The sequence below is a fragment of the Bradyrhizobium erythrophlei genome (genome assembly GCF_900129425.1).
In the GTDB taxonomy this organism is placed as follows: Bacteria; Pseudomonadota; Alphaproteobacteria; order Rhizobiales; family Xanthobacteraceae; genus Bradyrhizobium; species Bradyrhizobium erythrophlei_C.
This window is the reverse complement of the sequence record NZ_LT670817.1, coordinates 1,587,295-1,613,393: the sequence shown is the minus strand read 5'-3', so window position 1 is coordinate 1,613,393 and position 26,099 is coordinate 1,587,295. Positions and strand designations below refer to the sequence as shown.

Below are 26,099 nucleotides of genomic sequence, written 5' to 3'. Positions count from 1 at the left end.
TTCTAGAAGCGAACTGCGGAACCGTCAGAGTCGAAGCGTATAGCAAGGTGATCCGCGAATCGAAGCCGACCAAACACTATCAAAAGCCACAATCTCAAACACCAACTCCGTAAGACGCCCCAGACGCGGGTGCATTTGTGAAGGACCACTTGGCGAGTGGCGACGACAAGGTGGCATGCTCGCCTGCCCGATCGGCTGAGGGAGTTCGACTTTTCTGCGACTTCCCGGTGTGGGAGTATCTGACCCCATTTTGTAATTTTGCATGATTTTCTTATCAGTCTGCGAACTGACTCCGTTTGCGACCAACCTTTATCAGTCAGCGAATTGACTCCGTTTGTGTATTTTCACGCCGTCTGCAGACTTGAGCCGCGATCGTTGCGAACATGCCGGCGGCGGCATTGGTTCCGTCGGCCCGCAGGGCAACGTGAAGTTCGGCGGCGGTGTGGGGGCCGCGCAATTGTCTGAAGGCCAGTTTGCCGCACCGAACCATTGCGGCGGATTCCGGCACCAACGCTATGCCCACGCCCGCCTCCACCAGCGAAAGCATGGTCGGCAGCACACTCTCTGTAACGGTTCGCGGCTTGAAGCCGGCGCGCTCGAATAATCCGCCGATCAACGCGTGGAAATAATGTGACTTGCGCTCCGCGAATGCAATGAAAGGCTCGTCGCGAAGGTCAGCCAGCCGTACCTTGGCAAAAGACGCCATGCGGTGACGCGCTGGCACAGCAACAACCAGGGGTTCGCGCCCAACTAACATGAAGCGGAAGCCGCTGTCGCTCATCGAAGCCTGGCGGCGCAGCAGTGCGGCATCCAGCCGCCCCGCCAGCAGTTCCTGCCATAACTCGCTAGATGTTTTCTGCTCATGTAACAGCAGCTGTACATTCGGATATCGTTCGCGATAGGCGGAGATGGCGCGAGGTAACGCATCGAAGGCCGCTGTGCTCGTGAACCCCAGGGTCAGCGTGCCGCGCTGGCCGGTCGCAACCTCGCGCATGCCGATCAACACGGCATTACCTTGGTCGATCAAGTTTCGCGAACAATCGAAAAGTATCTGGCCCGCTGGAGTGAGCTTGACCGAGCGGGTTGTCCGCAAGAACAGCGATGTGCCCACTTCCTTCTCGAACCGGCGTATAAGCTGGCTCAATGGAGGTTGGCTCATATGCAGCCGTTCCGCCGCCCGGCCGAAATGAAGTTCCTCGGCGACAGTGACGAAGGCGAGCAGTTGGCGGGAATAGAGCGGCGAAGACATAAAGTGATTATGTCGTAAAACATATGAATTGGCACTAAAAATCAAATTAGTAATCAGAATCGGCGGCGCGTAGAATTTCCACATGACCAATCTTACCTACGCCCTGGATCGCCTTACCGCGGTGCAGCCCTTCGGGGTGTCCTGGTATCTGAAGGATCTCGCTACTGGCCGTGAGTGGGGACATGATCCGGAACGGCTGGTGGCGACGCGCAGCACCCGGAAGGTCGCGATCATGATGACCTTGCTCAGTGCCGTCGCCCGCGGCGAGCACTCGCTCGAACAGCCCATCGTCGTTCCGCACGAATATCAGGGCACGCATTCCGGCATAACGCAGTTCCTGTTCGCCGGGCCGACTCTCCGGCTACATGACGCGATGGTGTTGATGATCGCGGTGAGTGACAATGGCTGTACCGGCGCGATCGTCGACCTGTTAGGTCTGGATCGGATCAATGCCTGGTGCCGGTCCGTCGGCATGGCGCGAACCGTGCATCGCATGGGTCTGCCGTTGCAGACCGCGGACCTGCCAGCCAATACGGTGTCTACCGCGCGCGAACAAGCATACCTGCTCGAGGCCGTTCTCCTAGGCAGCCGAGACGAGAATGCCGCGCGACGGCTGGATTGCCAACCCGTGCATTGTGCGATGGCGCTGCGGGCGCTGCGGGGCCAGCAGTTGCGGGGAAAGATTCCAGCGCTGCTTCCCGAAATCGCAAAGGTCGCCCACAAGGATGGCACTGGACCCGGCATGCATCACGACACGGGTATCGTCTTCCAGGGCGACATTCCGTTGTATCTGCTATGCGCGTATACCTTCGACGTCCCCGAGAGGATGGCAACCGGTGAGCCGGGACGTGCCGCGGCCTCGCGCTTCATCGCCGCGCTGTCGCGTTCGGCTTGGGATACGCTGGTGGAGACCTCAACATCCACAAGCAGCTTACCGGAGACATCGTGATGGACCTGATCAAGAAGCCGTGGTTTCTCGTCCGCATTGTGCTCGGATGCGCCACCCTGATCGCAGTCCCCGCCAGCGGACTTGCCCAGACTTCGCAGTATCCTGATAGGCCAATACGCATGATCGTGCCCTTCGCGGCCGGTAGCGTCACTGATATTCTTGCCCGCACGGTTGCCCAGCATCTTGCACCGCGCCTGCACGGCACGGTAGTGGTGGAGAACAAACCCGGCGCGGGCGGCAATGTGGGTGCCGCATTCGTCGCCGAGGCGGCACCGGACGGTTATACGCTGCTGATGGGGTCGGTCAGCACCAACGCCATCAATCCCAGCCTGTACAAAGACCTGACCTTCGATCCCCTGCGTGACTTCGCGCCGATCACCGGCGCGGCCAGCGTGACCAACGTGCTCGTTGTGCCCGACAGCGTACCAGCCCGGAACGTCGACGACCTGCTCGCGCTAATGAAGAAGGACAGTTACAGCTATGCGTCGGGAGGGGCCGGCGGCGCGCAACATCTGGCGGCCGCGATCTTCACCTCGCTGGGCGGAGCACAGGCCACGCACGTCGCCTACAAGGGCGGCTTCCCTGCACTGCCCGATCTATTAAGCAACCGGGTGCAATTCATGTTCTGCAACCTGCCGATCTGCTTACCTTACATTCAGAACGGCAAGCTGCGAGCGCTCGGCGTAACCTCGACGCAGCGGTCCGCACTGCTGCCTGACGTACCGACCATGGCTCAGCTGGGACTTGCCGGCTGCAGCGTGGACGGCTGGTTCGGCTTGTTCGCGCCCAGCCGCGTACGGCCCGCAATCCTCGACACGCTCAATCGCGAGGTCACCGAGATCTTGCGCCAGGATGACGTGCTCAAACAGTTGCTGGCGCAGGGCGCCGAACCGATACCGGCTTCCCGCGATCAGTTTACGGCTTTTGTCAAAAACGAGCACGACAAGTGGGCCAGCGCCGTCGTGAAACTGGGTATCACCTTGGAGTGACGGATTTGACACCGCTGCATCGCCTTACGGTCCTTGAGGCCGCGCGTGCACTTGAGACCGCGCAGATCACGGCGGAGCAGCTGACCCGCGCCTATCTCGACCGCATCGCCGAGCGTGAACCTGATGTACAGGCGTTTACCGAGTGCGACCCGCAGCGAGCAATTTTTGGTGCGCGGCAGGCCGACGCGCAGCCGCCGGGCCCTCCGCTGCGCGGCATCCCATTCGCAGTCAAGGATATCTTCGATACCGTGGATTATCCCACGTCGTACGGATCAGAAATTTACGCGGGCCATATTCCTGCGACGGATGCCGCCTGCGTGGCGGGACTGCGCAAACAGGGCGCAATCGTTTTGGGTAAGACCGTCACCCAGGAATTCGCAACGCGCACGTCGGGAAAGACACGCAATCCTCACCGGCTATCGCACACTCCCGGCGGCTCATCTAGCGGCTCGGCCGCCGCCGTGGCCGACGGCATGGCCCCCATTGCGTTGGGCTCCCAAACGACTGGCTCGATCCTGCGCCCGGCGACCTATTGCGGCGTAACCGGTTACAAGCCAACGTTTCAGCTGATTCCAAGCGCAGGAATGAAAGCGCTAAGTCCGTCGCAGGACACCGCCGGCATTCTGGCGCGCACGGTCGCTGATGCCACGCTGTTAGTGCACGGCCTACAGGGCGTGAAATCCGTTCTTGCTCCCGCGGGCCATTTGCGAATTGGACTATGTGTATCGAGCCAATGGCAGTACGCGCGGCCAGCGTCGCTGCAAGCTGTCGAGCGCGTGCGCTACAGGCTCGAGGATGCCGGTGCGAGCGTTCGTGAGGTGCAATTGCCGCGCCGCATGGAGTCGGCTCTGACGATACAGACCCCTATCACAAGCTACGAAGCGCGCCGTTCGCTGTCACATGAATATCGCTCTCATCGCCAACGTCTTAGCCCGCGCCTGCGAGAACGCCTGGCGGCCGCGGACTCGATCGGTATGACGGATTATCTGCACATGCTGCAGGAGGCGGCCGAGGCGAGATCATTCGCGGCGATTCTGTTCGATGGCCTCGACGCGTTGCTGTATCCTGCCACCGAAGGCGAAGCAGAAGCCGGCCTGGATGAATCAGGTTCGCCCCGCTTCGGCGCGCTCTGGACCTTGCTGCACTTGCCTACGATAGCGTTGCCTGTTGGTAGGGGCCCTTCCGGCCTGCCGGTGGGCGTGCAATTGATCGGTCCGCACGGGTGCGACCTGCGTGTCCTAGCCGTGGCTCATGCCGTGGCAAGCATGTTTCCCATTGATTATTCCACTGACACAACCTCCAACGGACTCTATGCCTGAACTGAACAAGCTTCCCCTCAAGTCATTCCAGCCGGACGCGCGTGGGCCTCTGCACGGCGTGCGAGTGCTGGACTTGTCGCGCCTCGTGGCTGGCAACATTCTTACTTTGGGTCTTGCGGATTTCGGCGCCGACGTCATTAAGGTCGAGCCTCCACAGGGCGATCCGCTGCGTGCGTGGCTTTCCGATGGCGTCGATACCCACTGGAAAGTCTACGGTCGCAACAAGAAAAGCGTATGCATCGACTTGCGAGCTGCCGAAGCCAAGGACGCATTGCTGGCGATGGTGCGTAACGCGCATGTCCTGGTGGAGAACTACCGGCCGGATACCCTGGAAAAAATGGGATTGGCTCCGGATGTGCTGCACGCCGCCAATCCTGGTCTTGTGGTGGTGCGCATTTCGGGATGGGGCCAGACAGGGCCGTTCCGCCATAAGCCGGGCTTCGGCACCCTGGTCGAGGGTTTCTCAGGCTACGCATCGATGAATGGCTTCTCCGATCGTGAACCCGTGCTGCCTCCCATACAGATGGCCGACAATGTAGCCGGCCTCGCGGGCGCTTTTGCAACGATGGTTGCGTTGCGCGAGGTTGAGGTCAACGGCGGCCGAGGCCAGACGCTGGATCTGCCCCTGTTCGATCCGCTGTTCGCGATCTTGGGGCCTCAAGCCGCGCACTACCAAGTGACCGGGCGAGTCAGGCCGCGTACAGGCAGCCGATCCACGACGGCGGGACCCCGGAATGTCTTTCGTACCCGAGACGACCACTGGATTTGCCTGTCGGCTTCGACGCAGGCCATGGCCGAGCGCCTGCTCCGCGTGATCGGCCGTGAAGATCTGATAGGTCATCCAGATTATGCCACGAACGCCGCGCGCATCAAGAATGCCGCCGCGCTGGAAGCCGTCATCGACGGCTTTATGCGGGAGCGCACGCTGGAGGAAAACCTGCGTTTCTTCGATGCCGCGGACGTAACCGTAGGTCCGGTCAACGATATCTCGCAAATCGTCGAAGATCCCTACATCGTTGCCCGCGAGATTCTCGTTCGCACGCCAGATAAGGATCTTGGCACTGTCGCCATGCACAACATCAGCCCGCGCCTGTCCGGCACTCCCGGCGTCCTGCGCCACGCCGCTCCAGAACTTGGCCAGCACAATCGCGAAGTCTTGGCCGACGCGGGCATCGACGATGCGCGCTACAAAACACTGCTCGCCGCGGGGATTGCCCGCGAAGGCGCGACGGCCTCCCGGGAACGCTAGCACATGACACAAGCATCGGCCCACCGAGACCTTCCTGTCTGGCGCACGCTGCTCTTCGTGCCGATCAATGTGGAGCGCTTCGTCGAAGGCGCGCATCGCCGAGGCGCTGACGCCATCCACCTCGATCTCGAAGACAGCGTGCCGGACGCCGAAAAAGATAATGCCCGCAGGTTGATCGAGACGGCTGCCATCCGCGTACGCCGAGGCGGCGCCGACCTCGTGGTGCGCATCAACCGCCCGCTGGACTTGGCGGTAAGGGACATCGAAGCCTGTGTCCGCCCAGAAGTAGATGCAATCTCGGTAACCAAGGTTGCCAGTCCCTCTCATCTGCAGCTTCTCGACGAGTTGGTGAGCAAGCTAGAACAAAACCGCGGCCTGCCGGTCGGGCGCATCCGCTTCATCGCCATGATCGAAACAGCGGATGCGTTCTTCCACGTTCGAAAAATCGCTAGCGCAACGCCGCGGTTGGCCGCGCTCAATCTGGGCACTGAGGATTTCGCGATGTCGATCGGGATGGAACCCGAACCGGAGGCCCTGCTCTATCCCAAGCAGCATACGCTGTTCGCGGCGCGCGCCGCTGGCCTCATACCGCTGGGCTTCGTCGGCAGCGTAGCCGAATTCGGTGACCCACAAAAATTCCGCGACATGATACACCGCTCACGCCGTATGGGATTCGAGGGCGCGAACTGCATCCACCCTGGGCAGGTGACGATCCTGAATGAGGAATACAGCCCACGGCCGGAAGAAGTCGCTGCGGCTCACGATCTGATCACGCGCAATGATGCGGCGAAGGCCGAAGGCCGCGGTTCCTTCGCCGTCGATGGCAAGATGGTAGACGTTCCCGTACTTCTGAGAGCGGAGCGCGTCCTCACACGCCACGCCGCCATCGAGCAGCGCAATGCTCGACTATGCGAATTCGCCACCGCCGGCGCTGGAGGTGCAGCATGATCCTGCCCACTATCCGATACAGCCTGGTCGCTAGCGCTTGCTTGCTTGGCGCACTCCCAAGTCTCTCCCCGACGCCGTTGCAGGCGCAGGAAAACTATCCCGATCATCGCATCACGTTAGTCGTGCCGTTCTCGCCGGGCGGCGTGGCCGACATCGCAGCACGCGTGCTTAGCGACCGTCTGCAACCCCTGTTGGGACAGGCCGTCATTGTCGAGAACAAGCCGGGCGCGGACGGCGACATCGGCGCGGGCTATGTGGCGGCCGCGACTCCCGACGGCTATACACTGTTGGTCGGACCGACCAGCACGAACGCTGTCAATCCAATTCTCCATACAAACCTGCGCTTCGACGCCCGCAAAGACTTTGTCGCCATCGCCAACCTCGCAACGGTGCCCAACGTGCTGGTGCTCGGACCCGGCAAGCTCAAGGCAAACTCGGTGACCGAACTTATCGCCGAATTGAACCGCGGCGACTACACATTCGCGTCCGGCGGCGTCGGAGGCAGCCAACATCTTGCCGGCGAATTGTTCAAGTCGATGACGCATACGAAAATCCTGCACGTCCCTTACAAGGGCGGCAACGCCCCGATGACGGACCTCCTCACGGGACGGGTCGATATGATGTTCTGCAATCTTCCGGTCTGCCTGCCATACATCCAGCGAGGCGACCTCAAGGCGCTTGGCGTTACGGGGAAGCGGCGCTCACCGTTGCTCCCCAACGTACCGACGATCGATGAGGCGGGCGTGCCGGGCTATGAAGTGGAAGGCTGGTTCGGGCTGTTCGCGCCGACGAGCACCCCGCCGGAAATCGTGACGAAGCTCAACAAGGTGACGGTCGACATTATGAACGCACCCAAGACCAAGGAATTGCTGGAACAGCAGGGTGCCACACCGAGCCAGGACAACGCGTCGCAATTCGGCGCCTACGTTCAGGCGGAACAGCAACGCTGGTTTAAGGTTATCCAGGACGCTCAGATCAAGGTGGAGTGAACTATCTCGGCGGGTTCCAGGCCGACACTGTCGGCGACAATGCACCCGCCAGCGGCGCGTAGGCGCCGAGGTTTACCCGGTCAAAACTGACTAGCTTTTATGCCTTTGCTTATCAGTCGCCGACTGACTCCGTTTCGACGATTTGCTTATCAGTCAGCGAACTGACCATTTGTATGAAAACTTGTCAGTTCGCGAGTTCGCGAGCCGACTCCATTTCTACTCTTTCCTTGTCAATTCGCGACTGGATAGCTTCATACCCAATTCCGGTGGGCCCCATCGTGTGAAGAGGCTTCGTTGGCCAGAAACTCACGACGATTTTTCGACAAAGCCGCTTTCAGTGCGTGCGAGGCACCGCCAAATCACAGCCTGCTTCACTACCAGTTTTGCAGAAATTACATGCCACTGTGCGAACGTAGCTTGAGGTTCGCGAACTCGCTCTTCTGCCGCGCCCAACTATTGCACATCAATCTTCAGATTATTCTCTTTGGCGACTTGCACCCATTTCTGGATGTCGGCCTTCATGAAGGACGTCAACTCTTCCGGCGAACTCATGGGGACTTCCAACCCGGATTCCGCGAACCACTTCTTGATGGCCGGCAGTTCGGACGCCTCCTTCATGGCGGCGTTGATCTTGTTGATGATCGCGTCGGGCGTCCCGGGCGGAGCAAACAAGGCGCTCCAGGCGACCGCGTCGAAACCCTTGGATACCGTTTCATTTAAGGTGGGAACGTCAGGCAGAACACTCGAGCGACGGAGGCTGGTCATGGCAATCGCACGAATGCTTTTTTCCCTGATAAAGGGCACCGCCGTCGATGCCCCCATGATTCCGAGCGGGATATGACCTCCGGCCAGATCCGTCAGCAGTGGTCCCGTGGACTTGTAGGGGACCACAGTCAGTTCGACGCCCAACTTGGGCTTCATGAGTTCGACGGCAAACCGTCCTGAGGTGGCCGGCCCGGACGTTCCGATCGGCGTGTTAGGATGAGATTTCACATAGGCCAGAAAGGCCTCGATCGAATCGGCCGCCGGAAAGCCCTCGCTGGCGACAATCACGTTGGGATCTTCGCTGATCAATGTGATTGGGGCGAAATCCTTCACCGGATCGAACGGCAGCGACGCCATCGCGACAACCGAAACGCTGTGGCTGGCCGACGTTCCCCAAATGATGTTGTAGCCGTCCGGAGCCATGCTCGCAACAGCTTCAGCCGCCGTAATGCCGCTCGCGCCCGGCCGATTTTCGATAATCACGGGCACGCCCAGAATTCTCTGTAACTCAGGCACAAATAATCGGGCCGGAACGTCAACGTTGCCGCCGGTTGCGTAACCCACGATCAGCCGGATCAACCGGTTCGGGTATTCATCTGCAGCTTCGGAACCCGTAGGCCTGAGCCCGAGAGACAACGCCGACGAAGCCACGGCAGCAGACAGCAGTTTTCTTCGGCTCAACATGATTCGGTTCCGCTGATGGGATGACCCGCAAATATGATCAGAGAACGTAGAACCGCGGTCTTTGCCTGTCTATGAGCGATGTCCACAATGTGGCTATTTGTACCTAGCCCGTTGCTTCCCTAGCACCCGGCCCTACAATGCCCGCCGACAATTGCGGAAATCGCCCATGCGCCAACGGAAGCCGAAAGCGACGTCGAAACCTTATTCCGGCACGCAGGCGATCGTCAGGGCATCGCATATTCTGAAAGCAATCGGCACGGCGGGACCGCGCGGCCTTCGCGTGGTCGACCTCTGCGACCGGCTCGATATCGAACGGCCCACCATTCATCGCATATTGTCCTGCCTGGCAGCAGAAAGCCTCGTCATTCGCGACGACAATGGCAAGCGTTACTTGCTCGGCGATCAGATTCACCGGCTTGGTATGGTAGCCGCAAGCCGGCTTAACTTGCGCGAAATTTGCGAGAACACGCTTACCCGAATTGCCTCTGCTACCGGTGACACCGTCTTTCTCGCAACCAGGCAGGGCGATGACGCCCTCGTTATCGATCGCAGAATTGGAACGACGCCAGTTCGTGCGATGCCGTTGAATGTCGGAATGCCGAGGCCATTGGGCGTCGGTGCAACCGGCCTTGCCATACTCGGCGCGCTGCCGGACAAGGAAGTAGCAGACTTTATTGAGAACAACGCCCACCGCTTGCGGGATCACAACGTCAGACCCGAGGGTCTCCCGCTTCAGCTCTCGAAGTCACGCAAGAACGGCTATGCCTACAGCCGGGGATACGGGCCGCCGCACCTTTCTGGCATCGGCATTCCCCTCTGCGATAGAGACAATCGCTGCATCGGGGCGATCAGTGTGACCAACATCGCCCAACGCATGACTTCCGAGCATCGCCGGGAGATTCTCACCACGCTTCGCGACGAGCTGCCCACGATCAACGCTAAGATTCGCATGCTGAGAAGCGAGAACCCGGTTTTTCGCCAGCAATTGTAATGTTCACATAGTGGACGCTCGTTCTCGACAAGCCGTTGCGATCGATTCTAGCTTGCGCGGCGATGGGCCCCACGAATTCGAGGGCCGCGAGTTGAGGATAGTTTATGCCCGAGCCAAAGCGACAGCTCGTGTTGGGCGCGCACTTCCCGTCGATGGGACAGCATATCGCCGCGTGGCTCCACCCGGATTCACAAATCGATGCGGGGCAGAATTTTCCTTACTTCGTCAAGCTTGCGCAAACCGCGGAGCGGGCAAAATTCGACTTCGTATTTATGGCGGACGCCGTGGCGACGCGTGACGGCAACATGGAGGCGCTCAGCAGGTGGCCGCAATACATGGCACACTTCGAGCCGATCACGCTATTGTCCGCGACCGCATCTGTGACCCAACACATCGGCCTCGTCTGCACCGCATCGACGAGCTACTACGAGCCATTTAACGTCGCGCGCCTGTTCGGCTCACTCGATCACATCAGCGGCGGCCGTGCCGGATGGAATGTCGTCACATCGGCGAATGCGTCCGCGAGTTTCAACTTCAATCGCGACGAACACTACGATATTGCTGAACGATACGAACGCGCCCGCGAATTCGTTCGGGTCGTTCTCGGGCTTTGGGATAGCTGGGAGGACGATGCTTTTCTGCGCGATCGCGCCGGCCACCGCTATTTCGATGCCAGCAAGTTGCATAAATTGAATCACAAGGGAACCTTTTTCTCGGTCCGCGGCCCGCTCAATCTGGCGCGTCCACCTCAGGGTTATCCGGTCATCGCTCAGGCCGGCGCATCTGAAGACGGCAAGGAATTGGGCGCGGAGACCGCTGAAATCATCTTTTTTTCTCAGCAACGCATCGAAAAGGCACGAGAGTTCTATCAAGATGTCAAAAGCCGCATGGCGAAATTCGGTCGCGCGCCGCAGCAGTTGAAGATGCTTGCCGGCCTCAATCCGACGGTTGGTACGACCACGTCGGAGGCGCAAGCCAAGTTCGACTACCTGCAATCCCTGATCCATCCCGACGTCGGCAAGGAACTCCTCAGCGTTGACCTTGGTGGCGCTGATCTATCTCATTTGTCGATCGAGGAGCCAATTCCGGATCATCTTATCCCTGAGAAGACCAGAGCCAGTATGAGCCGGCTGAAAACGGTGGGCAGCGTAGCCCAGCAGGAAAAGCTCAGCATTCGCGAGCTTTACGAGCGCTACGCGGGATCGCGTGGTTCGTATTCCGTCGTTGGCACTCCGGCGCATATTGCCGACCAGATGGAAGAATGGCTCACAACGGAGGCAGCGGACGGCTTTATTATCCAGGCGTCTTATCTTCCCGGTGGTTTTGACGACTTCGTCAACCTAGTTGTTCCAGAACTGCAGCGCCGCAGATTGTTCCGGACAAACTATTCCGGCCATAGCCTTCGCCAGCATCTAGGGCTACAACGCCCGGAGAGCCGCTATATAAGTTAGAGCCATTCCCGGGCAGTCGGTACCGCGGCCACAAAGCGAAACAATAATCCCAAAATGCTGCCGTAGATGTCAATTCAGACCCTTAATACGTTCGCGAAAGGCGCGCAGCGAATCGCGTGCCGGTCCGTTGATCCCGCTGAGCAGAGATCGTTGTCATTTCAGAACCTGTTGCGTTTTCTAAAAGAAGAGATTCTGAGATACTCGCCCTATTACCGGAGAAAGTTTGCCCAGCTCGGAATTCGCTTGGAGGCGATTTCAAACGAGACCGAGTTTGCAAGCGTGATACCCTTCACCGACAAGGACGAGCTTCGCAGCCATTTCCCGGATTTTGTCCTGCAACCGAACTGGCCGGGCGCCGAATACAACCCCGCCGTCGAACAAATCTCGTCCAATCACATCAAGCTTTATCGCGAAAGCGCGCTGCGCAGCGCCGAGATGGCGGGCGATATTGAGCCTCCCGTCAGTACCGACGAACGCGCCTATCGGGAATTCCTATACGACTGGCAGCCGATCCTGACCACCCGAACCGGTGGTACGACAGGCACCGCAGCGCAATCGACCTACACCCTGTCCGACGTTCATGGCCCGCTGCGCCGCGCTGGGCTGTTTCACCACAACATCAAGACCTGGTCGCCGACGCAGCGCTTCATGTCATTACTGCCGGCCGGCGAGCATCTCGGCTTCTACGGTAACTTCCTGGTTCCCCTCCTTAACGGCCAGCCGCTTCGGCCGATGTTTGGCGGCCGCGTTACCAGCACGGAAAATCAGGTTTTGGTCGCGCACAGAACCAAAATCCAGGCGCTCTACGGCACCTCATCCTATCTGGTGTCCTGGCTCGACACCGCCTGCACGATGCTGAGGGCGGGGCAGATCGACGGATTGCCATCGATCGAACTGGTCTCGGCGTCGGCGGAAGCATTGAGCGAAGGGTATGCCGCGAACATTCGGAAGTCTCTGGCCGAGCTGAAGGCCCCGAACGCCCGCCTCATTCAGGGCATGAGCTCAACCGAGCTCAAGTCCGGCGGCTTTCGGGACTGCGACGAGAACAGCGGACTGCATGTCGACCCCCAGCATTTCTTTATTGAAATGATCGACCCAGAGACCAAGCTCCCGGCAAAGCCCGGCGCGCCTGCCGTGCTAGTCTGGAGTCATATCGATTGGCACGGAACGGTCATTCTCCGCTATTGGTCGGGCGACATTATCGAAGGCGGCGTCAAATTTGACGAATGCCCGAAATGCCAGCTTGTGGTGCCCAGACTTTTCCAGCCGTTCCGCAGATTGATATCCGATTTCATCAAAGTGAAGGGCGCGCGCGTCGATCTTGCCGAGCTGCGAGCGGCACTCGAAACGATGCTTGAGCGGGACACTTACCAGATCGAAGTGAAAATTGGGGATAACGGCCGACACATAGTGAACGCCTATGTTAATGCCAACGGCCGTGACATTCCGACGGACGCCCTGCGAGACCTGGTCATGACCGCGGTTGAACTGCGGCTCGATGCGGTCCATTTTTGCGAATCTGGCGAAATGCAGCAACGCCTCTACGGCGCGGGTGGCTGGAAACCGCGCTGGCTAATAAACGAATGAGTCTCTGTCGGTACAGTTTTTCAGAAGAGTGTTGTTTGCAATGAGCAATGTAATGATCGCAGGTATCGCGGAGCCGGTACACGGGCGAATTCCGGGCCTGACGCCAATGGCGCTGCACGAACGCTTAGCTTTACAGGCGCTTGCCGACGCTGGGCTTGAGCTGCACGACGTCGATGCGATACTCACCCTCGCGCCCCGCTCGGACTCATATCTTATCCATGCGGCTGCATTCGCAGAATACCTTGGAATTACCCCCCCGACTGCCCTTACCCTGGAAGGTGGCGGCGCCGCGCCGGCGATCATGGTTGATATGGCCCGCAAGATGATCGAGGGTGGGTCGGCAAAAACGGTTCTTATTGTCTCCGCCGATATGCCTCTTAGCGTCAATACCCGCGACGCTTACGTCAATACGCTAGCCGATTCAGGCCCAGTTCACCCGGATATCGAACGGCCGTTCGGGCCGACCGTCCCCTCGCTGTTCGGGATGGTGGCACGGGCTTACATGTACGAATTTAGCGCCGACGAGAGTGATCTTGGCGCCGTCGCCATCCATGATCGGGCGGCCGCGACCATGCATCCTAATTCGCATATGCGCTCGCCGATGGACATTGCAACTTACAGCGCAAGTCACATGATCGCCGATCCCCTTCGTCTACTTGACTGCTCCCCGGTCTCGGACGGCGGCGCGGCAGTGGTCGTGACATCGGAGGAACGCTCCGGCAAAGGCGGCAAGAGGCCAATTCGTGCGATCGGTGCGGGATTTTCCACGACGCACTTGCATTTGTCCGCAGCACCGTCCTACACGGCGCATGGCGCCGGCCTGGCGCTCGACCGCGCATTGTCGTTCGCCAAACGCGCGCGTGCAGACATCGATGTCGCACTGGTTTACGATTGTTTCTCCATCGCCATGCTCGTCAATGTTGAGGATCTCGGCTTTGCGGCAAAAGGCAAAGCAGGTGCGGCGTTTCGCAGCGGTGAATTCAAACTCGATGGCCGGCTGCCGATCAATACGCATGGCGGATTGCTGTCGCATGGCTATCCGGGGCGCGCGGCCGGCTTTGGCAATCTGATCGAAGCCGTTGTGCAGCTTCGGGGTGAAGCTGGCAACCGGCAGATCCCAAATGCTGAGATGACAATGACTCATGGAATGGGCGGCCTATTCGCGACGCACGGTGTCTTATTGCTGGAGGCGACATGAAATATTCCGCACCGAGAAGCGGTCGCGAAGCTACACCTCACTGGAAAGCCGCGCGCGAAGGCCGATTGCTGTTGCCGTTTTGCACAGCTCAAAATCACTTCTGCTGGCCGCCAGCCGGACGGTGTTCAAAGTGCCACAGCCCTATCGCGTGGAAGGAAAGTGAGGGTAAAGGCGCCGTCGAAACATTTTCGATCGTGCGCCGGCCTGCACAAGCCGAGTGGAAAGGCAGGGAACCCTACATTGTCGCATTCATCCGACTTGATGATGGTGGTCGAATCCTGAGCAATCTGGTCGACTGCGCTCCGGAGTCGGTGCAATGCGGCACCCGCGTTACCTGTGCCTTTGTCGAAACAACGGATCCGGAACTAGGACTTCCGGTCTTTCGGCTTGAAAAATCTAATTTACCAAGTTGAAATTTGGCGGTTCAAACTGATAAGCTTTTGCTCGAAACCTTATCAGTCGGTGGACTGACTCCATTTGTGACCAATCCTTATCAGTTGGCGAGCTGACTCCATTTTGCGTATTACCTTATCAGTCAGGACTAACCCTGTTTCGGCGAACAGATCGAATTGCGGTTAACCTCGTATCGTCCTTTATGCGGCGCGCGAGCTCGTTAGAAGGCCCGCAACTAGCGGGAGAACACCTTACAAAAGCGAAGAGTACCGAATCCGAGCTTACCGCGGTCCCATCCAGAAGCGGCTTTCGGTTCGGACCTGCCGATACGGTTGCTAAGCCAAGGGGTCACTCTTTTGTCCTTTTTGCCCTGGGCGCGTCGCGAACGTAAGTGTTACGCTAACCCCGCGCGCGCGTCGCAACGCGGCTTCCAATCGCCGCTTCTCTTTATCCCATCGGGCTTGTTCGGTTTGCGATCTCTTCTCGAGAGCCTCGATTTCGGCCTGGATGGTCGCGGCCCGCTTCGCGTGCTCCTGCTCGGCCTTGTTCAATGCAGCCTGCGCCTTGTCGACCGCCTGTTGACGGCGTTCACGGTCTTTCTGCCTGGCCACCTCTTCGCTCGCCCGCTCGCGCTCGCGCCGCCTTCGCTCCTTTTCGAAGGCGAGAGCAGCTTTTCGCTCCGTCGCCTTGTCGATGGGGCGAGAGGAAGGCTGCTTCGCTTTACTGCCTTTCGACTTGCGGGCGGCCTTCGTTGGCCCGGGGCCGCCTAGATCGGTGGGCAGCTCAGCATGCTCGCCGAAGGATCCGTCGGATCCGACCGGGCGCCTGAGAACAACGCCCGGTTTCTCCATGGCCGCGGCGATGACGTCCGGATCGTCACTTTCCTTCGCCGCGCCCTGGTGGAAAAGATTGCTGTCCGCCCCCCACGCTTCCAGAGCCGCTTTCATCGACGGAGCGGCGATCACCAGATCGAAGAAGCCCAGCGAAGTCTGATAGGTTTTCAATTTCCTGGCCATCGGCCTGATCCGCCCTCCCCGATCGATCGTCAACGTCGCGCATGCCACGGCGCCTGCGGAACACGACGCTGCCTCGAAGCGTTCCCTAATCCTTGAAGGACTTCCATGCATTTCGCAACGCGCTCTTAAAGGATTGGCCTCGAATGAGCCGGACGTCGACCCTGCCCAAGCGCCTGCAGCCGATGCTCGCTACGCTCACCGACGCGCCGTTCGACGATCCCGGCTGGGTTTTCGAGGACAAGTACGACGGCTTCCGGATGATCGCGGAAATCCGGAGGGGCAAGGTTGCGCTCTACAGCCGCAACGGCAAGATCATCAGCCGCAGCTATATGGAGGTCGCCAAAGCGCTGGAGGGCGTGAAGGGCGACGCCGTGATCGACGGCGAGCTCGTCGCGATCGGAAAGGACGGCGTCTCACATTTCCAGCTGCTTCAAAACGCGCTACGCCATGAAGCGAAGCTCCTGTATTGCGCCTTCGATCTCATGTTTGAGAACGCAGTGGACTTGCGCAAGCAGCCTTTCCTCGAGCGCAAGAAGCGGCTGAAGGCGATTCTGCCGCGCGACAAGCTGATCGCCTTCAGCCCTCACCGCAAAGGGGACGGTACGAAATTCTTCGCCGAGGCAGAGCGGAAGGGTTTGGAAGGCGTCATGGCGAAGCGCGCCGACAGCGCGTATACGTCCGGAAGCCGGAGCCCGGATTGGCTGAAGATCAAGACGGCAAAGCGGCAGGAAGTGGTGATCGCCGGCTTCACGGCGCCCAGGCGCACTAGGCCGTTCTTCGGCGCCCTGGTCCTCGCCGTGCGGGAAGACGACGCATGGCGCTACATCGGACATGTAGGCACTGGCTTCAGCCACAAGGTCCTGGAAGACCTCCATGCCAAGCTCGTGAAGCTGACGGCTCCTAAATCACCCTTTCCTGCCAAAGTGAAGGACGAGGCCGCCACGACCTGGGTCAGGCCCTCGCTGGTTGCCGAGGTCAAATTCGCGGAGTGGACGGGCAAGGGCGAACTGCGCCAGCCAGTCTACCTCGGACTCAGATCCGACAAGCCGGCGAAGGATGTCGTGCGCGAACGAGAACGTTCGCGCAAATAGCGATCTCTTCGTGCCTAACCGGCGAACGGAACGAAAATGCGCCGCCAGCACGTGGCAATCGGACGCGACGTGCTGGCGGCGCTCGCGCTGGCGGAATTCTAGAGGTACGACATCCGCACGTCCGAGCCGGCGTCATGGCGGTCGTCCGAAGGAGCGAAATATCACCGGGCGCCCCATCCGCGCCATCCTTCGGGACAGCATCACTTGCCTCTTCCTCCGCTGTGAATTCCCACCGCGGCGGTGCGTTCAGTCGCCTCCAAGGTCGTGGATTTCCGGTCGTATGCCCTCAGGCGTGACTTCGAGCGTCGCAAGCGTGATCGGCAGCTTGAAGCGCCGCCGTCCCGCGCTGCCGGGATTCAGGTAGAGAACGCCGCCGACCGTGTCGATCTTCGGTACGTGGGAATGCCCGGAGACGATCACGTCGATGCCGGCGCCGGGATCGACCTGCAGCGTCTTCAGGTCGTGCAGAACGTAGATTGACTTTCCCGCTAGGCGCACGAGTTTCGTGTCGGGATATTCGCGGGCCCACTCGCTGCTGTCCATGTTTCCACGGATGGCGGTGACGGGCGCGATTCGGCGAAGCGCGTCGACGATCTCGGGGCGCCCGATGTCGCCGGCGTGAACGATGTGATCGACGCCCGTCAGGCGTCGTTCCGCCTCGGACCTCAACAGGCCGTGCGTGTCCGAAATGATTCCAATCTTGAACATCATTTCCCGGCGCTCTGGCGATATTGCCAAGGCACCGGCAACCGGGGACGCACGGTGACGCTTAAAATGAAGTTCAACGACTTCGAGATCATCACGCGCAGCAGATCCGTCCCCGTCGCGGTTTCAAGCCGCGGCGACCTTGAACGCCTAACGGTCGCTTTGCTGCAGAACGAGATGCCGGTCTGCAAGCCAGTCCGGCTTCTGGGACTCTTGCTATCGGCGCTGCAGCACGTCGACGACGCAGAACCACAGCTGGCGCTGCCGATGTAATCGCGTCTTGTCGCTTCGGGCCCCTCCGGAGACTTGAGTATGAAAAACGCATTTGTCACCGAAGTCGGCTACCGCCTCCGCGACCGGCTATGTATTTTCCTCAAATCTGGCCTACGCGAAGATCGAAGAGCCCGACCGACGAAATCGAGAAAATGCGACGAGCGCACTTCCCATCACGCTGAAGGTGGCCCGCCAGGTCGGCGACATTTTCAGATATGTTCCGGACGGCACGACACCGGACCCCAGGTATCGTTTCTACATGTGAACCTAGACGGAAATCCTAGGGAAATAGTCCCGGCAAAAATCGTTCAGCCCGGTGGGCTGGTAGCGAGAAGCTGACCGCTTCTCCGTGCACGTTGACCACGCCATCTCGCTTCAACTGATCGATTACGTCGGAAGCATTGACCTTGCTTCCAACGACCACCTGACAACGTGATTTGCTCAACACTCCTTCATGCAAGATTGCCTTGAGAAGCGGTCCGGCTGCAGGGTCGAGCCGTTGCCCAGAACCGCTCGCCTGGTTCCCTCCTTCACCGTACGCTGACGCGGTTTCGACCCACCTTTCGATGTGGTTGGAGAGTTCGTCTAACCGCATACGTTTCCGCATGAACCTTACCTGTTCGAGACATATCTTCAGGAAGAACTCCGTGAACTCCGTCAGGGCGCTTTCGCTCAGATTGCCTCGGCCATCCAGATCGCCTCGTCGAGTCTGATCGCACGCGGCAATCAGCGCTTTATATTCGACTTCGTTGTTGGCGAGACCGCGAGATACCGACCAGATACTGTGTGTTCGCAAGGCGCGGCTTAGCATCGCATCGCTCATCAATCGAGCGACGCGCCCATTTCCATCCCCGAACGGATGGATCCACAGCAGACGGTGGTGCGCAGGTGCCGCGGCTAACACGATCGATTCTGGCGAAGCCAGATTTCCATACACCTTTTCAAATCGGTTCATGAATCGCGGAATTGCGGCTGGACTGGGTGGCACGTGTTTTCCAACGGTGGCAAAAACCCTCCTAAAACCGCCGGGGATGACGAGCTCTCGGCTTCCCTCGCCATCTTCGAGCCATTGAGGCTCGGGAAACTCCGAAAGGAATCGGTCGTGAACGGCACAAACGAATTTTGAGCTGCATACTGGCTGATCAGCCAGATTTCCGTCCTCGATCCAGCGTTGAACCTCAATGTGGGCCTTCGCTTGGGCCTGATGATATCGCTTTCTAGAGTCCCTCTCGTAATCGCCGCTCAGCGCTAGATCGATGTCCGCGAGAGGTGCGTTGTAACCCTCGATGCGATTGCTGTAGTAGCAGTTCATCGCGCGCACTAGATTGGATAAGGGTTGCGCCAAACCGATGGGGACTTCCTTCGCGAAATCTCCTGCCTCTCGGATCAAATCACGGGCCAGGCCCTCAAGGCCCGTTTCAATCACTAAGGGCTCCATCGCCGAGACAGCTTCGTGCTCATCGGGCGGTGGCTTGAATGGAAATTCAGGCAGAAGCCTTCGAATTATGGTCCGTGCCAGTTCCCCGCGAGGATCGGCACCGTTGAGACTGAGGCTCGCATATGCGGGAGCCTGCTCTACCTGCTTTTCCGTTTCGTCTTGATCGTAGGTCTCGAACTCTTGATTTGATAGGCCTTCCGAGCGTTTGGCCCGATCGGCCCGATCTGCCCGATCCTGTATGGCGATGTGAACCACGTGAAGATCGACTGAGTTTCCGACCTGCCGCTGAAGCTCCGTGAAGATTTCGGCGTGGCGAAGACCGTCCAAAACCAAGTTTTCGCCCGGCTTCCAATCCGCGAGCTTCAGCACAGCGGCGACGAACTTGTCGGGCTGTTCTCGAACGAGTTGCTGCCCGATGCGTTGGAGGACTGCCGTATCGTCGGGCGGCTCACCTTCGCCCTTGGCCAGGTCGCGGAGATGATCGGAGAATTTTACCCGCTTCCAACGAAGAAGCTCCGAAAGAACGACGCTGAGCGCGCTCGTGTAGACGCCTTTTGCTCCGCTGATCGCGATGACGGTCCCTCGGTCCGGCATCTCAGTCGAGCCCCAATTGAACGCCGATGGAAGCCAACATCGATTCTCGGTCCTGCAGACCGTCGATGTGGATGCCAGCTTTGCTCGAAAGCCGAGTGTCCACGTCCGATTCGCTCTTGTGCCGGTCCTGAACCAACGCCTCGTCCAGGGACAGGCCACGAGCGGTCAGCCGCCCTCGCCTTTCCTCTTCCGCCATTTCCAAGAATATCAAGGCGACGGGTGATCGGTGAGACGACCCGAACGCCACGATCTCGTCCCAGACCGACTCATGCCGAACCCCGTCCAGTACCACCCGATCTTCCGGTTGATAGTCCGCCCGATGAAACACGCCACGCACGAACGATGTCGCGCTCTCCTCGACCAAGGATTGTCCGAAATCCTGCAGCACCTGCCGATCGGAGACTTCCAGCCCCCGTGCCTGCGCCTCTTGCCGCACGTAATTGCCGAAACTGATCAGCTTGAACGAATACCTCCCCGCGAGTGCGCGAGCCAAGGTACTCTTACCGCTTGCAATCCGTCCCGCGATGCCGACGATCATACAGCCAAAGTACCATCACGGCCACTCAGATGTCGAGTTGGGCTGGCTCCCGATTGGACAATCGGTCGTAGGTCACCCAGCCTTGTCGGTCCCGTTTTTCGACGGTGAATGGCTCGATGGCCACCGGGTCCTCGAGCTCGATGAGCGTCGCATACAGCTTGTCGGCACGCGCATCCCAAAAGTCTTCGTCGAGAGCGAAAAGCTGACGAGCGAATTTCCGCCGAATGTCAGCCAGAACGGTTGGAGAAAGCCGGTAGAATTTTATCGACTTCGCCAGTGCCAACCCGGTTACCGGACCGCCAGACTTCTTCAATAGAATGTAATCGTTCGGTTTTACACACTCGTACGGAGGACGACGAGTGACGGCGAACCTCGACTCGATGGTCTTCTTGCCTTCGAGGACTGCGGTCAAATAGGGTTCGATGAAGATCGCGAGATGGACGCCGACGTCGACGTGTGGTGCGCGCAACTGAGATGCCACGCGCCTGTGCCAAGTCGTCTTCAGAGGGGTGCTTCGCGAGAGTCGCTCAAGAATCTCGCGTCGTTCGCCGCTGTTTCCCAAGCCTCCGGCCCCAAAAGGTTCGTGGCCTCTGCGAATTCGCGCTCGGCCAACTCCAGTAGCTTCTGAATCAGCGGACTAACTCGGTCAATGGTCTTTGGGTTCCGCACGGGCGATAATTCGGGATAGAGTCCTTCGGGCAACAGTCGTCTGTCCTCGGCGATGGTGATCAGAGCCGCCAGGCACGCCTTGTGCTCGACCGAGAAAGCGCGGTTGCCGCTGGTCCAAAGCACGGCCTCGGATCGGCGGGGCGCCCGCATGCTGACGGTCGGAAATACCTCACCTGAATGGATCGGTATGAGATCGGTCGTCGCTCTTTCCTGGGCGACGTCGAGAAGCCTCAGCCGGACGCCCGAAAGCGTCACCTCGAAACCGGATCGAGCCGGGAGTTTCGAAATAAAGGCTCGACCGTGGCTATTCTTGCGGTACACCCTCTTGCTTCCTCGCCGCCACTCCGGAAGCCAAGCACCGATTCCGGACGCTCTAAGCGCGTTCATTTCGAAGAACGGCGTCCGGTACCCGAGCATACCGGGGACGTGATCGACGAGCTCCAAGCTGCACTGGCTCGCGGTCGCGTCGATTTGCCGGAGATCGTCGCGGATGCTCGGTCTGACGGTTTCCGAAGGCGCGCTCAAGAAGACGTGGGCGCCGATGGCGCAGCGCGAAGCGGCCTCCGACAGCATGCCGCAGAATTGATGGAGATACCAAGGCGGGTCCAGTATCGCGGCGGCGGCAAGCCTTTGGCCGGCGTCGTCGTGATCGAAGCGGTCGTCTTTCGCGGTCAAGAAACGGAGCTCGTCGGAAATGACGTTATGCTCGCCAACGACCGAAAAGAGACGTTCGTGCCGGCTGCGAAGTGCGGCAATGACGACGGAAGGAACTCCCATCAATAGGATCGCATCGCCTTCGTTGGTCGCATCGACGGCGGCAGCGAGAAGATCGTCGGCCGTGCCGTCGGTGAACCGCCATTCGGCGTCCATAGGATGCGGCAGCGCGAGGCCGGATCCTTGCGGATGACCGTTGCCCGGAACGATCATCGTCGCATCGTCGATCAGCACTTGCACGTGTCGCTGCAAAGTCGGATCCGGATGATCGCAGCCTCTCAGGAATTCTAAGAGCTCCGTCGGATACCGCCCGCTCGCGAGCAGGACCAGGTCGGAAAATGTCCGAGCTTCGGCTATCATCGAGAGCGCGAGGATCGGCAGAACTCCGGCCTGTTCGGATGCGGCAGATTTGCTGATTTTCGTCATTGAAGCGGAACGTCTGCTATGTTGCGACTAAGCTCGCTTTTCGAGTAGCGACGCTCGAGTTCTCGCGACCAGATTTCGATCGCATCTCTTTGGACCCGATCGGTCAGAGCGGACCTGTTGTCGTCCCCTTTGGAGCGCTTGTCGGTCGGAGTGAAGCTGATGATTTCCAGAGGCACGACCCGCAACGGAAAGCTCTCGCTCAGCGCTTGAAGCCGATCGATCAGCCTCGGCACGCCCGTTTTGGCGGCCGCGGGATCTTCGCCGGTCAAGGTGACGTACCCGTAAAGGTCGATCCCCAATTTCAGATATCGAGCGAGGATCTCGAATTGCCTGTCGAATCCCTCGGCCGTTGCGGTCGTGTTGAAGGAAAACGATGCGGCGTCGAAACCTTTCAGGCAGCAGACGCGCCCATAGTTCCGGTAACCGATCAACGTGCGGCGATCTTCTTCGGACATCACGGAGAAGAGATAGTCGGTGCTGAGATTGTCGTCCGACCAAAGGTACGTCGTTTCGGATAGGCCCGCGTCCCCGAGCGACCGCATCATCCAGGGAATCCATTCCGGGGTCAGATCGGGCGATCCTCCCGAGAGGTCTATGACGGCCGGTCGAGAGGCCTCCGACGCGTACAGTTTGACTAGGGCGTCGGTCGTCATCCAGCGGCCTCTGGAAGAATCTCCGGAAAGGAGATTGTAGGGAACGTAGCAATACCAGCAGCGCCAAGCGCATGCCGCGTTTTGGAAGACTTGGGCTTGCAGCCGATCGGCGCGAGGAAGGCCCAGCGCCTTCGATGCGGGATCGATCGGAAGCGGATTCTCCGGCCAGTGCGGGGAGCCGATGCGGTTGAAATGCCGGATGCGACCGAGACCGTCGCAATTCGCCGGCAGGGTGAGATCCTGCTCTTGATCCGATCCTGTCAGCTTTGCGATCAGCAGTTCGCGGGAACCGGGCCTGATTATTTTTTCGCGCATGGCCCGTGCAAACGTGATCGTGTCAATCGCTTGGGCCATCTATCGAGCCTCGATCGTCTGATCGCCATCGTCGGAATTCGTTTGGTCGAATAATTCTTCGCGCCTCAAGTCGAGGTAGGCGGTGATCAATCCCTCGCAGAAATCTAGCTCTTCTCCGGTGAGCTCACGATTCGAGCTGATGCCATACCAGTACTCGAGACATTTCCGGCAGCAAGTCGCCGTTGCATGCTGCGCGTAGAAGATGGCGCTGCCTTCCTTCTTCGTCTGAGTGCCGTCTCGGAAGATCTTCTCGGGCCCGATCTTCTTCTCCAACAGAGGACGCACTCTCGCCTTGAGACCTTCCATGCCCAGATCCTGGGCTTGCTTCTTCGATTTTTCATCGAAATCCGCATCGAAGAACGTGTGGCGGATCCATTCGTGCGACAACTCGCGAAACGTGCCCTCCACGTCGGACAGATCGCGGCTTTTTATCTTCTTCCAATCGACCGGGTTCTCGCCGCAGAATTGGCACTGTCCTTCGTAGGACTTTTGCCAGTCCTTGCTCCTCCTGTTGGGACCGAAGCAATGAAATCCGGTTTCGCAGCGCGCATCCGTGCAATGCACCTTAAGCGGCTCCAACTTCGGCATCTCGCCGGTGAACAGGGTTTCAGTCATGAAGCACCTCATCGTGTAGGGCCAGGCTCAACAATTGGGCATCCGATTGAGAAAGATCTCCGAACGAGAATCTTTCGAAGAAGACGTCGCGTGCAACGGCGAGCGGATCGTAACTCTTGTCCTGCAGGTTGGTGGCGACGCCCCACCAGTTTTCTCCCTGCATGGAAAGACGAAATGCCATGTAGTTCGCCAGTTGGCTTGCGGATACCCGTTGGCGAGCCGCGACTTCTTCGACCGCTTTCTTGAGCTTGCGAAGATCGCTTTCCGCCAACGCAAGACACTCCTTAGTGAGATCTTCAGCGCGACCGTCGAGAGAGACTTGTCCAGCAAACCAACTGGCTTCCTGCTCCTCGCGCGAATTTCGTCGTTCATCCGACGTCTCGGACGCTTCCACCACTTCGAACTCGTCGGCACCCGGCTTTTCGCCCGCGTGCCGCAGTTCATGCAGAAGATCGAAAAGCCAGCGTGCAGGATAGCGCAACGCCTGCTTCAGCACGACTACATTGACGCCCCTTATCCGCCAGCAGGCGCCGTGAAAGGCGCCTGTGTCGTTGAGCGGAAGCACCACGACGCCCAAGTCCCAAGCGAACGAGAGCACCGACTTGAATTCGACGCTGCCGTAGCTCCCGACTAATTCGTCGCGGAATAGCCTCCAGTTGGTCGGAACGTGCCGGCGCGCATTTGCCGACATCGCATGCCCGCAAATGGTCGCGAGACGATAGGCATAGCCGGTGTAGACGAGTGCGGACCGAGCATCTCGGCCCTTCGGCATTTTAAACCGTGCCGTAGCCCCTCCCAGTTGTGCCGGATCGACGGTGCCGGACCCGAATAACAACTCGGGAGACCAGCCGAATATTGCGCCTACTCGTTTCACTATTTCCCGAGCGCCATTTTCGTCGAACGTTATGTCCGGGGAAATTCTCCTGCGGATGAAATCGCTGCCGAGTCCGATAGAGCGAAGACGCTCGATCACGGCCTCTGCCGATCGCGTTTTCATGATCTCGAGGCGCTTGCTGATTTTGAGCCCTATCGCATCCGCGACCTCGACGACTCGCGAGAAGGTCGCCCCTTCGTATTTGGTGGCTTCGTAGCGTTGAATTTGCTGCTCACGGAGGCCCAGCCGGACGGCTAAATCCTTCTGGGTCAGGCCAGCGGCAATACGTGCGCGGATCAGACCGTCCGGAAGCTCCCCCAACGAATCCAGTTCGATAGCGGGGATCTTGCCGCTTCGCAGATCTTCGTATTCTCTGATTTCATTCATCAGGCTTTCTAGCTGGCCTCGGACGGCATCAATTTGGGTCTGCTTCATGAGCGGGTGCAGATCGGTCTCGGAGAGCTCGCCCCGTTCGAGCGCGGCCAAAGAATCCCTGAATCGGGCGGCCTGGGCTTTCGAGATCTGGAGCTGGCGTTCGTTGGTGATCATGGCAGCAGCTTCACATCGAGAAGCACGACACCCTTGATTACGCCGGAACGGTCGCGCTGGAAGAATTCGCGATATATGAGGCGCGTGGTCGTGCAGGCCACCGCTCCCCATGGAAACACGTCTCCGAAATATTTTGCGTTCATTGCCTTCCTTTGGTCGTCGTGCCTCCGAAGTACGGGGTCGACGAGACTTCCGTTCACTCCAACGGGATCGAAAGCGAGATCGTAGTCGCCCGGCTCTTCCTTGTTCGAAACGAAGCTTCCGTCGACGATCGCCGCGGCGCAACCGGCCGCGCGCAGGTTCGCTAAGGCGCGCTGCATTCCTCCGAGCAGGAAATGCCTGCGGTTGTTCCAGCCAAATTTCACGACAAAGGAGCCCCAATCCATTGGGTGAACTCCTGCCGGCAGATAACCGGTGTCTGGATCGAACTTAGGTTCCACGACGACACAACTATCGTGTTGTGTCGTTTATGTCAAAGTTTAATCCGCTTGTCAAGAACAAATAAAGAACACCCGAGACACAGCGGTCGCAAGACGACGGCGGCCAAAACGACGATCGACAAGCTCTAACCGGCGCTGACCACGAAGCGTCTCGACCAGCTTCTCAAAATTTACCCGCCCCAATCTCATCAACTGACAAGCCAATTGACCGAAGCTGATATTCTGGACGAACGGACGGGTTATCGCCCGTTCGGCGAAGAGCCGGCTCTGCCCGATCTGACCGGAAGCGACGATTAACCTTGTCGATGTCGGGCAACGACAACGTAATATTCAAGGACCTATTGATGCCGCGGCGCACGGATTCACAGCGAATAGGGTCCTTGGGCCAC

Annotated in this window: 24 protein-coding genes and 1 pseudogene; 13 read left to right on the top strand and 12 right to left on the bottom strand. The window is 59.2% G+C overall.

All coding sequences use genetic code 11. From position 1 onward, the window contains the following. Positions 1 to 316 precede the first annotated feature (316 nt). Positions 317 to 1,333, bottom strand: a complete 1,017-nt coding sequence (locus tag B5527_RS07665) for a LysR family transcriptional regulator (RefSeq protein ID WP_079600759.1) — start codon at positions 1,331 to 1,333, stop codon at positions 317 to 319. Between B5527_RS07665 and B5527_RS07660 the strand changes: the two genes are divergently transcribed. Genes B5527_RS07660 through B5527_RS07635 form a run of 6 tightly spaced genes read left to right on the top strand, consistent with a single transcriptional unit; the run spans position 1,332 to position 7,692 of the window. After that, positions 1,332 to 2,198, top strand: a complete 867-nt coding sequence (locus B5527_RS07660) for a serine hydrolase (protein ID WP_079600758.1) — start codon at positions 1,332 to 1,334, stop codon at positions 2,196 to 2,198. The two genes, B5527_RS07665 and B5527_RS07660, sit on opposite strands and share 2 nt — an antisense overlap. After that, positions 2,198 to 3,187: a Bug family tripartite tricarboxylate transporter substrate binding protein gene (locus tag B5527_RS07655; protein WP_079600757.1), complete on the top strand. Its 990-nt coding sequence runs from the start codon at positions 2,198 to 2,200 to the stop codon at positions 3,185 to 3,187. The genes B5527_RS07660 and B5527_RS07655 overlap by 1 nt, the downstream gene beginning before the upstream one ends. 5 nt (positions 3,188 to 3,192) lie before the next feature. Further along, positions 3,193 to 4,506, top strand: a complete 1,314-nt coding sequence (locus B5527_RS07650) for an amidase (protein WP_154072077.1) — start codon at positions 3,193 to 3,195, stop codon at positions 4,504 to 4,506. After that, on the top strand, positions 4,499 to 5,755 hold the full coding sequence (locus B5527_RS07645) for a CaiB/BaiF CoA transferase family protein (protein WP_079600755.1): 1,257 nt from the start codon (positions 4,499 to 4,501) through the stop codon (positions 5,753 to 5,755). The genes B5527_RS07650 and B5527_RS07645 overlap by 8 nt, the downstream gene beginning before the upstream one ends. 3 nt (positions 5,756 to 5,758) lie before the next feature. Beyond that, positions 5,759 to 6,703: an HpcH/HpaI aldolase/citrate lyase family protein gene (locus tag B5527_RS07640; protein WP_079600754.1), complete on the top strand. Its 945-nt coding sequence runs from the start codon at positions 5,759 to 5,761 to the stop codon at positions 6,701 to 6,703. Continuing rightward, positions 6,700 to 7,692 carry a Bug family tripartite tricarboxylate transporter substrate binding protein gene (locus B5527_RS07635; protein WP_079600753.1) on the top strand — a complete coding sequence of 331 codons (993 nt, stop codon included), beginning with the start codon at positions 6,700 to 6,702 and terminating at the stop codon, positions 7,690 to 7,692. The genes B5527_RS07640 and B5527_RS07635 overlap by 4 nt, the downstream gene beginning before the upstream one ends. A 453-nt stretch (positions 7,693 to 8,145) precedes the next feature. Here the strand turns inward: B5527_RS07635 and B5527_RS07630 are convergent, their stop codons facing one another. Continuing rightward, positions 8,146 to 9,036, bottom strand: a complete 891-nt coding sequence (locus tag B5527_RS07630; RefSeq protein ID WP_172842503.1) for a Bug family tripartite tricarboxylate transporter substrate binding protein — start codon at positions 9,034 to 9,036, stop codon at positions 8,146 to 8,148. Between the two features lie 271 nt (positions 9,037 to 9,307). On the opposite strand from B5527_RS07630, the gene B5527_RS07625 reads away from it, so the two are divergent. The 5 genes from B5527_RS07625 (at position 9,308) to B5527_RS07605 (ending at position 14,781) form a co-directional block, all read left to right on the top strand. Beyond that, entirely contained in the window at positions 9,308 to 10,132 is an 825-nt protein-coding gene (locus B5527_RS07625; RefSeq protein WP_079600751.1) for an IclR family transcriptional regulator, read from the top strand. A 104-nt stretch (positions 10,133 to 10,236) separates the two neighbouring features. Further along, on the top strand, positions 10,237 to 11,583 hold the full coding sequence (locus tag B5527_RS07620; protein WP_079600750.1) for an LLM class flavin-dependent oxidoreductase: 1,347 nt from the start codon (positions 10,237 to 10,239) through the stop codon (positions 11,581 to 11,583). A gap of 66 nt (positions 11,584 to 11,649) precedes the next feature. Next, positions 11,650 to 13,170 (top strand): hypothetical protein, encoded by a 1,521-nt coding sequence (locus B5527_RS07615; RefSeq protein WP_172842502.1) that lies wholly within the window; start codon positions 11,650 to 11,652, stop codon positions 13,168 to 13,170. 106 nt (positions 13,171 to 13,276) lie between these two features. Next, positions 13,277 to 14,368 (top strand): thiolase family protein, encoded by a 1,092-nt coding sequence (locus B5527_RS07610; protein WP_154072074.1) that lies wholly within the window; start codon positions 13,277 to 13,279, stop codon positions 14,366 to 14,368. Further along, entirely contained in the window at positions 14,365 to 14,781 is a 417-nt protein-coding gene (locus B5527_RS07605; protein ID WP_079600747.1) for a Zn-ribbon domain-containing OB-fold protein, read from the top strand. Before B5527_RS07610 ends, B5527_RS07605 begins: the two co-directional genes overlap by 4 nt. Positions 14,782 to 15,096: 315 nt before the next feature. Here B5527_RS07605 and B5527_RS07600 read toward each other — a convergent pair whose 3' ends face one another. Continuing rightward, positions 15,097 to 15,777, bottom strand: coding sequence for a cell envelope biogenesis protein TolA (locus B5527_RS07600; RefSeq protein ID WP_245332530.1), 681 nt, complete (start codon positions 15,775 to 15,777; stop codon positions 15,097 to 15,099). Positions 15,778 to 15,920: 143 nt separating this feature from the next. Between B5527_RS07600 and ligD the strand changes: the two genes are divergently transcribed. Then, complete coding sequence (gene ligD / locus B5527_RS07595) at positions 15,921 to 16,868, top strand: non-homologous end-joining DNA ligase (RefSeq protein ID WP_079600746.1); 948 nt, start codon at positions 15,921 to 15,923, stop codon at positions 16,866 to 16,868. A gap of 246 nt (positions 16,869 to 17,114) precedes the next feature. Here the strand turns inward: ligD and B5527_RS07590 are convergent, their stop codons facing one another. Continuing rightward, a complete protein-coding gene (locus B5527_RS07590) occupies positions 17,115 to 17,579 on the bottom strand; it encodes a metallophosphoesterase family protein (protein ID WP_079600745.1) in 465 nt (154 codons plus the stop codon). A 9-nt stretch (positions 17,580 to 17,588) separates the two neighbouring features. Between B5527_RS07590 and B5527_RS07585 the strand changes: the two are divergent. After that, positions 17,589 to 17,846, top strand: a pseudogene (locus B5527_RS07585) (DNA polymerase IV); the annotation flags it as partial. Between the two features lie 280 nt (positions 17,847 to 18,126). On the opposite strand, the gene B5527_RS07575 reads toward B5527_RS07585, so the two are convergent. The 8 genes from B5527_RS07575 to B5527_RS07540 all read right to left on the bottom strand — a co-directional run bounded on the left by B5527_RS07575 (position 18,127) and on the right by B5527_RS07540 (position 25,710). Further along, positions 18,127 to 19,878 carry a Fic family protein gene (locus tag B5527_RS07575; protein WP_079600743.1) on the bottom strand — a complete coding sequence of 584 codons (1,752 nt, stop codon included), beginning with the start codon at positions 19,876 to 19,878 and terminating at the stop codon, positions 18,127 to 18,129. A gap of 1 nt (position 19,879) precedes the next feature. Beyond that, positions 19,880 to 20,416, bottom strand: a complete 537-nt coding sequence (locus tag B5527_RS07570; RefSeq protein WP_079600742.1) for an AAA family ATPase — start codon at positions 20,414 to 20,416, stop codon at positions 19,880 to 19,882. Positions 20,417 to 20,441: 25 nt separating this feature from the next. After that, on the bottom strand, positions 20,442 to 20,828 hold the full coding sequence (locus tag B5527_RS07565; RefSeq protein ID WP_154072073.1) for an ASCH domain-containing protein: 387 nt from the start codon (positions 20,826 to 20,828) through the stop codon (positions 20,442 to 20,444). Positions 20,829 to 20,917: 89 nt separating this feature from the next. After that, positions 20,918 to 22,051, bottom strand: a complete 1,134-nt coding sequence (locus B5527_RS07560) for a hypothetical protein (RefSeq protein WP_154072072.1) — start codon at positions 22,049 to 22,051, stop codon at positions 20,918 to 20,920. A gap of 170 nt (positions 22,052 to 22,221) precedes the next feature. Next, a complete protein-coding gene (locus B5527_RS07555; RefSeq protein WP_079600739.1) occupies positions 22,222 to 23,232 on the bottom strand; it encodes a radical SAM protein in 1,011 nt (336 codons plus the stop codon). Further along, the gene (locus tag B5527_RS07550; protein ID WP_172842501.1) at positions 23,233 to 23,847 is read right to left on the bottom strand and encodes a DUF4186 family protein; all 615 of its coding nucleotides are present in this window, start codon (positions 23,845 to 23,847) and stop codon (positions 23,233 to 23,235) included. Further along, a complete protein-coding gene (locus B5527_RS07545; RefSeq protein ID WP_079600737.1) occupies positions 23,840 to 25,270 on the bottom strand; it encodes a helix-turn-helix domain-containing protein in 1,431 nt (476 codons plus the stop codon). The genes B5527_RS07550 and B5527_RS07545 overlap by 8 nt, the downstream gene beginning before the upstream one ends. After that, complete coding sequence (locus B5527_RS07540) at positions 25,267 to 25,710, bottom strand: DUF6932 family protein (protein WP_425305064.1); 444 nt, start codon at positions 25,708 to 25,710, stop codon at positions 25,267 to 25,269. Before B5527_RS07540 ends, B5527_RS07545 begins: the two co-directional genes overlap by 4 nt. Positions 25,711 to 26,099: the final 389 nt, after the last annotated feature.

What these genes read in the sequence shown, in the direction of transcription:
- B5527_RS07660 (WP_079600758.1), top strand. Translation starts at nt 1,332, where the DNA reads ATGACCAATCTTACCTACGCCCTGGATCGCCTTACCGCGGTGCAGCCC.
- B5527_RS07665 (WP_079600759.1), bottom strand. Translation starts at nt 1,333, where the DNA reads ATGTGGAAATTCTACGCGCCGCCGATTCTGATTACTAATTTGATTTTT.
- B5527_RS07655 (WP_079600757.1), top strand. Translation starts at nt 2,198, where the DNA reads ATGGACCTGATCAAGAAGCCGTGGTTTCTCGTCCGCATTGTGCTCGGA.
- B5527_RS07645 (WP_079600755.1), top strand. Translation starts at nt 4,499, where the DNA reads ATGCCTGAACTGAACAAGCTTCCCCTCAAGTCATTCCAGCCGGACGCG.
- B5527_RS07640 (WP_079600754.1), top strand. Translation starts at nt 5,759, where the DNA reads ATGACACAAGCATCGGCCCACCGAGACCTTCCTGTCTGGCGCACGCTG.
- B5527_RS07635 (WP_079600753.1), top strand. Translation starts at nt 6,700, where the DNA reads ATGATCCTGCCCACTATCCGATACAGCCTGGTCGCTAGCGCTTGCTTG.
- B5527_RS07625 (WP_079600751.1), top strand. Translation starts at nt 9,308, where the DNA reads ATGCGCCAACGGAAGCCGAAAGCGACGTCGAAACCTTATTCCGGCACG.
- B5527_RS07620 (WP_079600750.1), top strand. Translation starts at nt 10,237, where the DNA reads ATGCCCGAGCCAAAGCGACAGCTCGTGTTGGGCGCGCACTTCCCGTCG.
- B5527_RS07615 (WP_172842502.1), top strand. Translation starts at nt 11,650, where the DNA reads ATGTCAATTCAGACCCTTAATACGTTCGCGAAAGGCGCGCAGCGAATC.
- B5527_RS07610 (WP_154072074.1), top strand. Translation starts at nt 13,277, where the DNA reads ATGGCGCTGCACGAACGCTTAGCTTTACAGGCGCTTGCCGACGCTGGG.
- B5527_RS07605 (WP_079600747.1), top strand. Translation starts at nt 14,365, where the DNA reads ATGAAATATTCCGCACCGAGAAGCGGTCGCGAAGCTACACCTCACTGG.
- B5527_RS07600 (WP_245332530.1), bottom strand. Translation starts at nt 15,777, where the DNA reads ATGGCCAGGAAATTGAAAACCTATCAGACTTCGCTGGGCTTCTTCGAT.
- ligD (WP_079600746.1), top strand. Translation starts at nt 15,921, where the DNA reads ATGAGCCGGACGTCGACCCTGCCCAAGCGCCTGCAGCCGATGCTCGCT.
- B5527_RS07590 (WP_079600745.1), bottom strand. Translation starts at nt 17,579, where the DNA reads ATGATGTTCAAGATTGGAATCATTTCGGACACGCACGGCCTGTTGAGG.
- B5527_RS07575 (WP_079600743.1), bottom strand. Translation starts at nt 19,878, where the DNA reads ATGCCGGACCGAGGGACCGTCATCGCGATCAGCGGAGCAAAAGGCGTC.
- B5527_RS07570 (WP_079600742.1), bottom strand. Translation starts at nt 20,416, where the DNA reads ATGATCGTCGGCATCGCGGGACGGATTGCAAGCGGTAAGAGTACCTTG.
- B5527_RS07555 (WP_079600739.1), bottom strand. Translation starts at nt 23,232, where the DNA reads ATGGCCCAAGCGATTGACACGATCACGTTTGCACGGGCCATGCGCGAA.
- B5527_RS07550 (WP_172842501.1), bottom strand. Translation starts at nt 23,847, where the DNA reads ATGACTGAAACCCTGTTCACCGGCGAGATGCCGAAGTTGGAGCCGCTT.
- B5527_RS07545 (WP_079600737.1), bottom strand. Translation starts at nt 25,270, where the DNA reads ATGATCACCAACGAACGCCAGCTCCAGATCTCGAAAGCCCAGGCCGCC.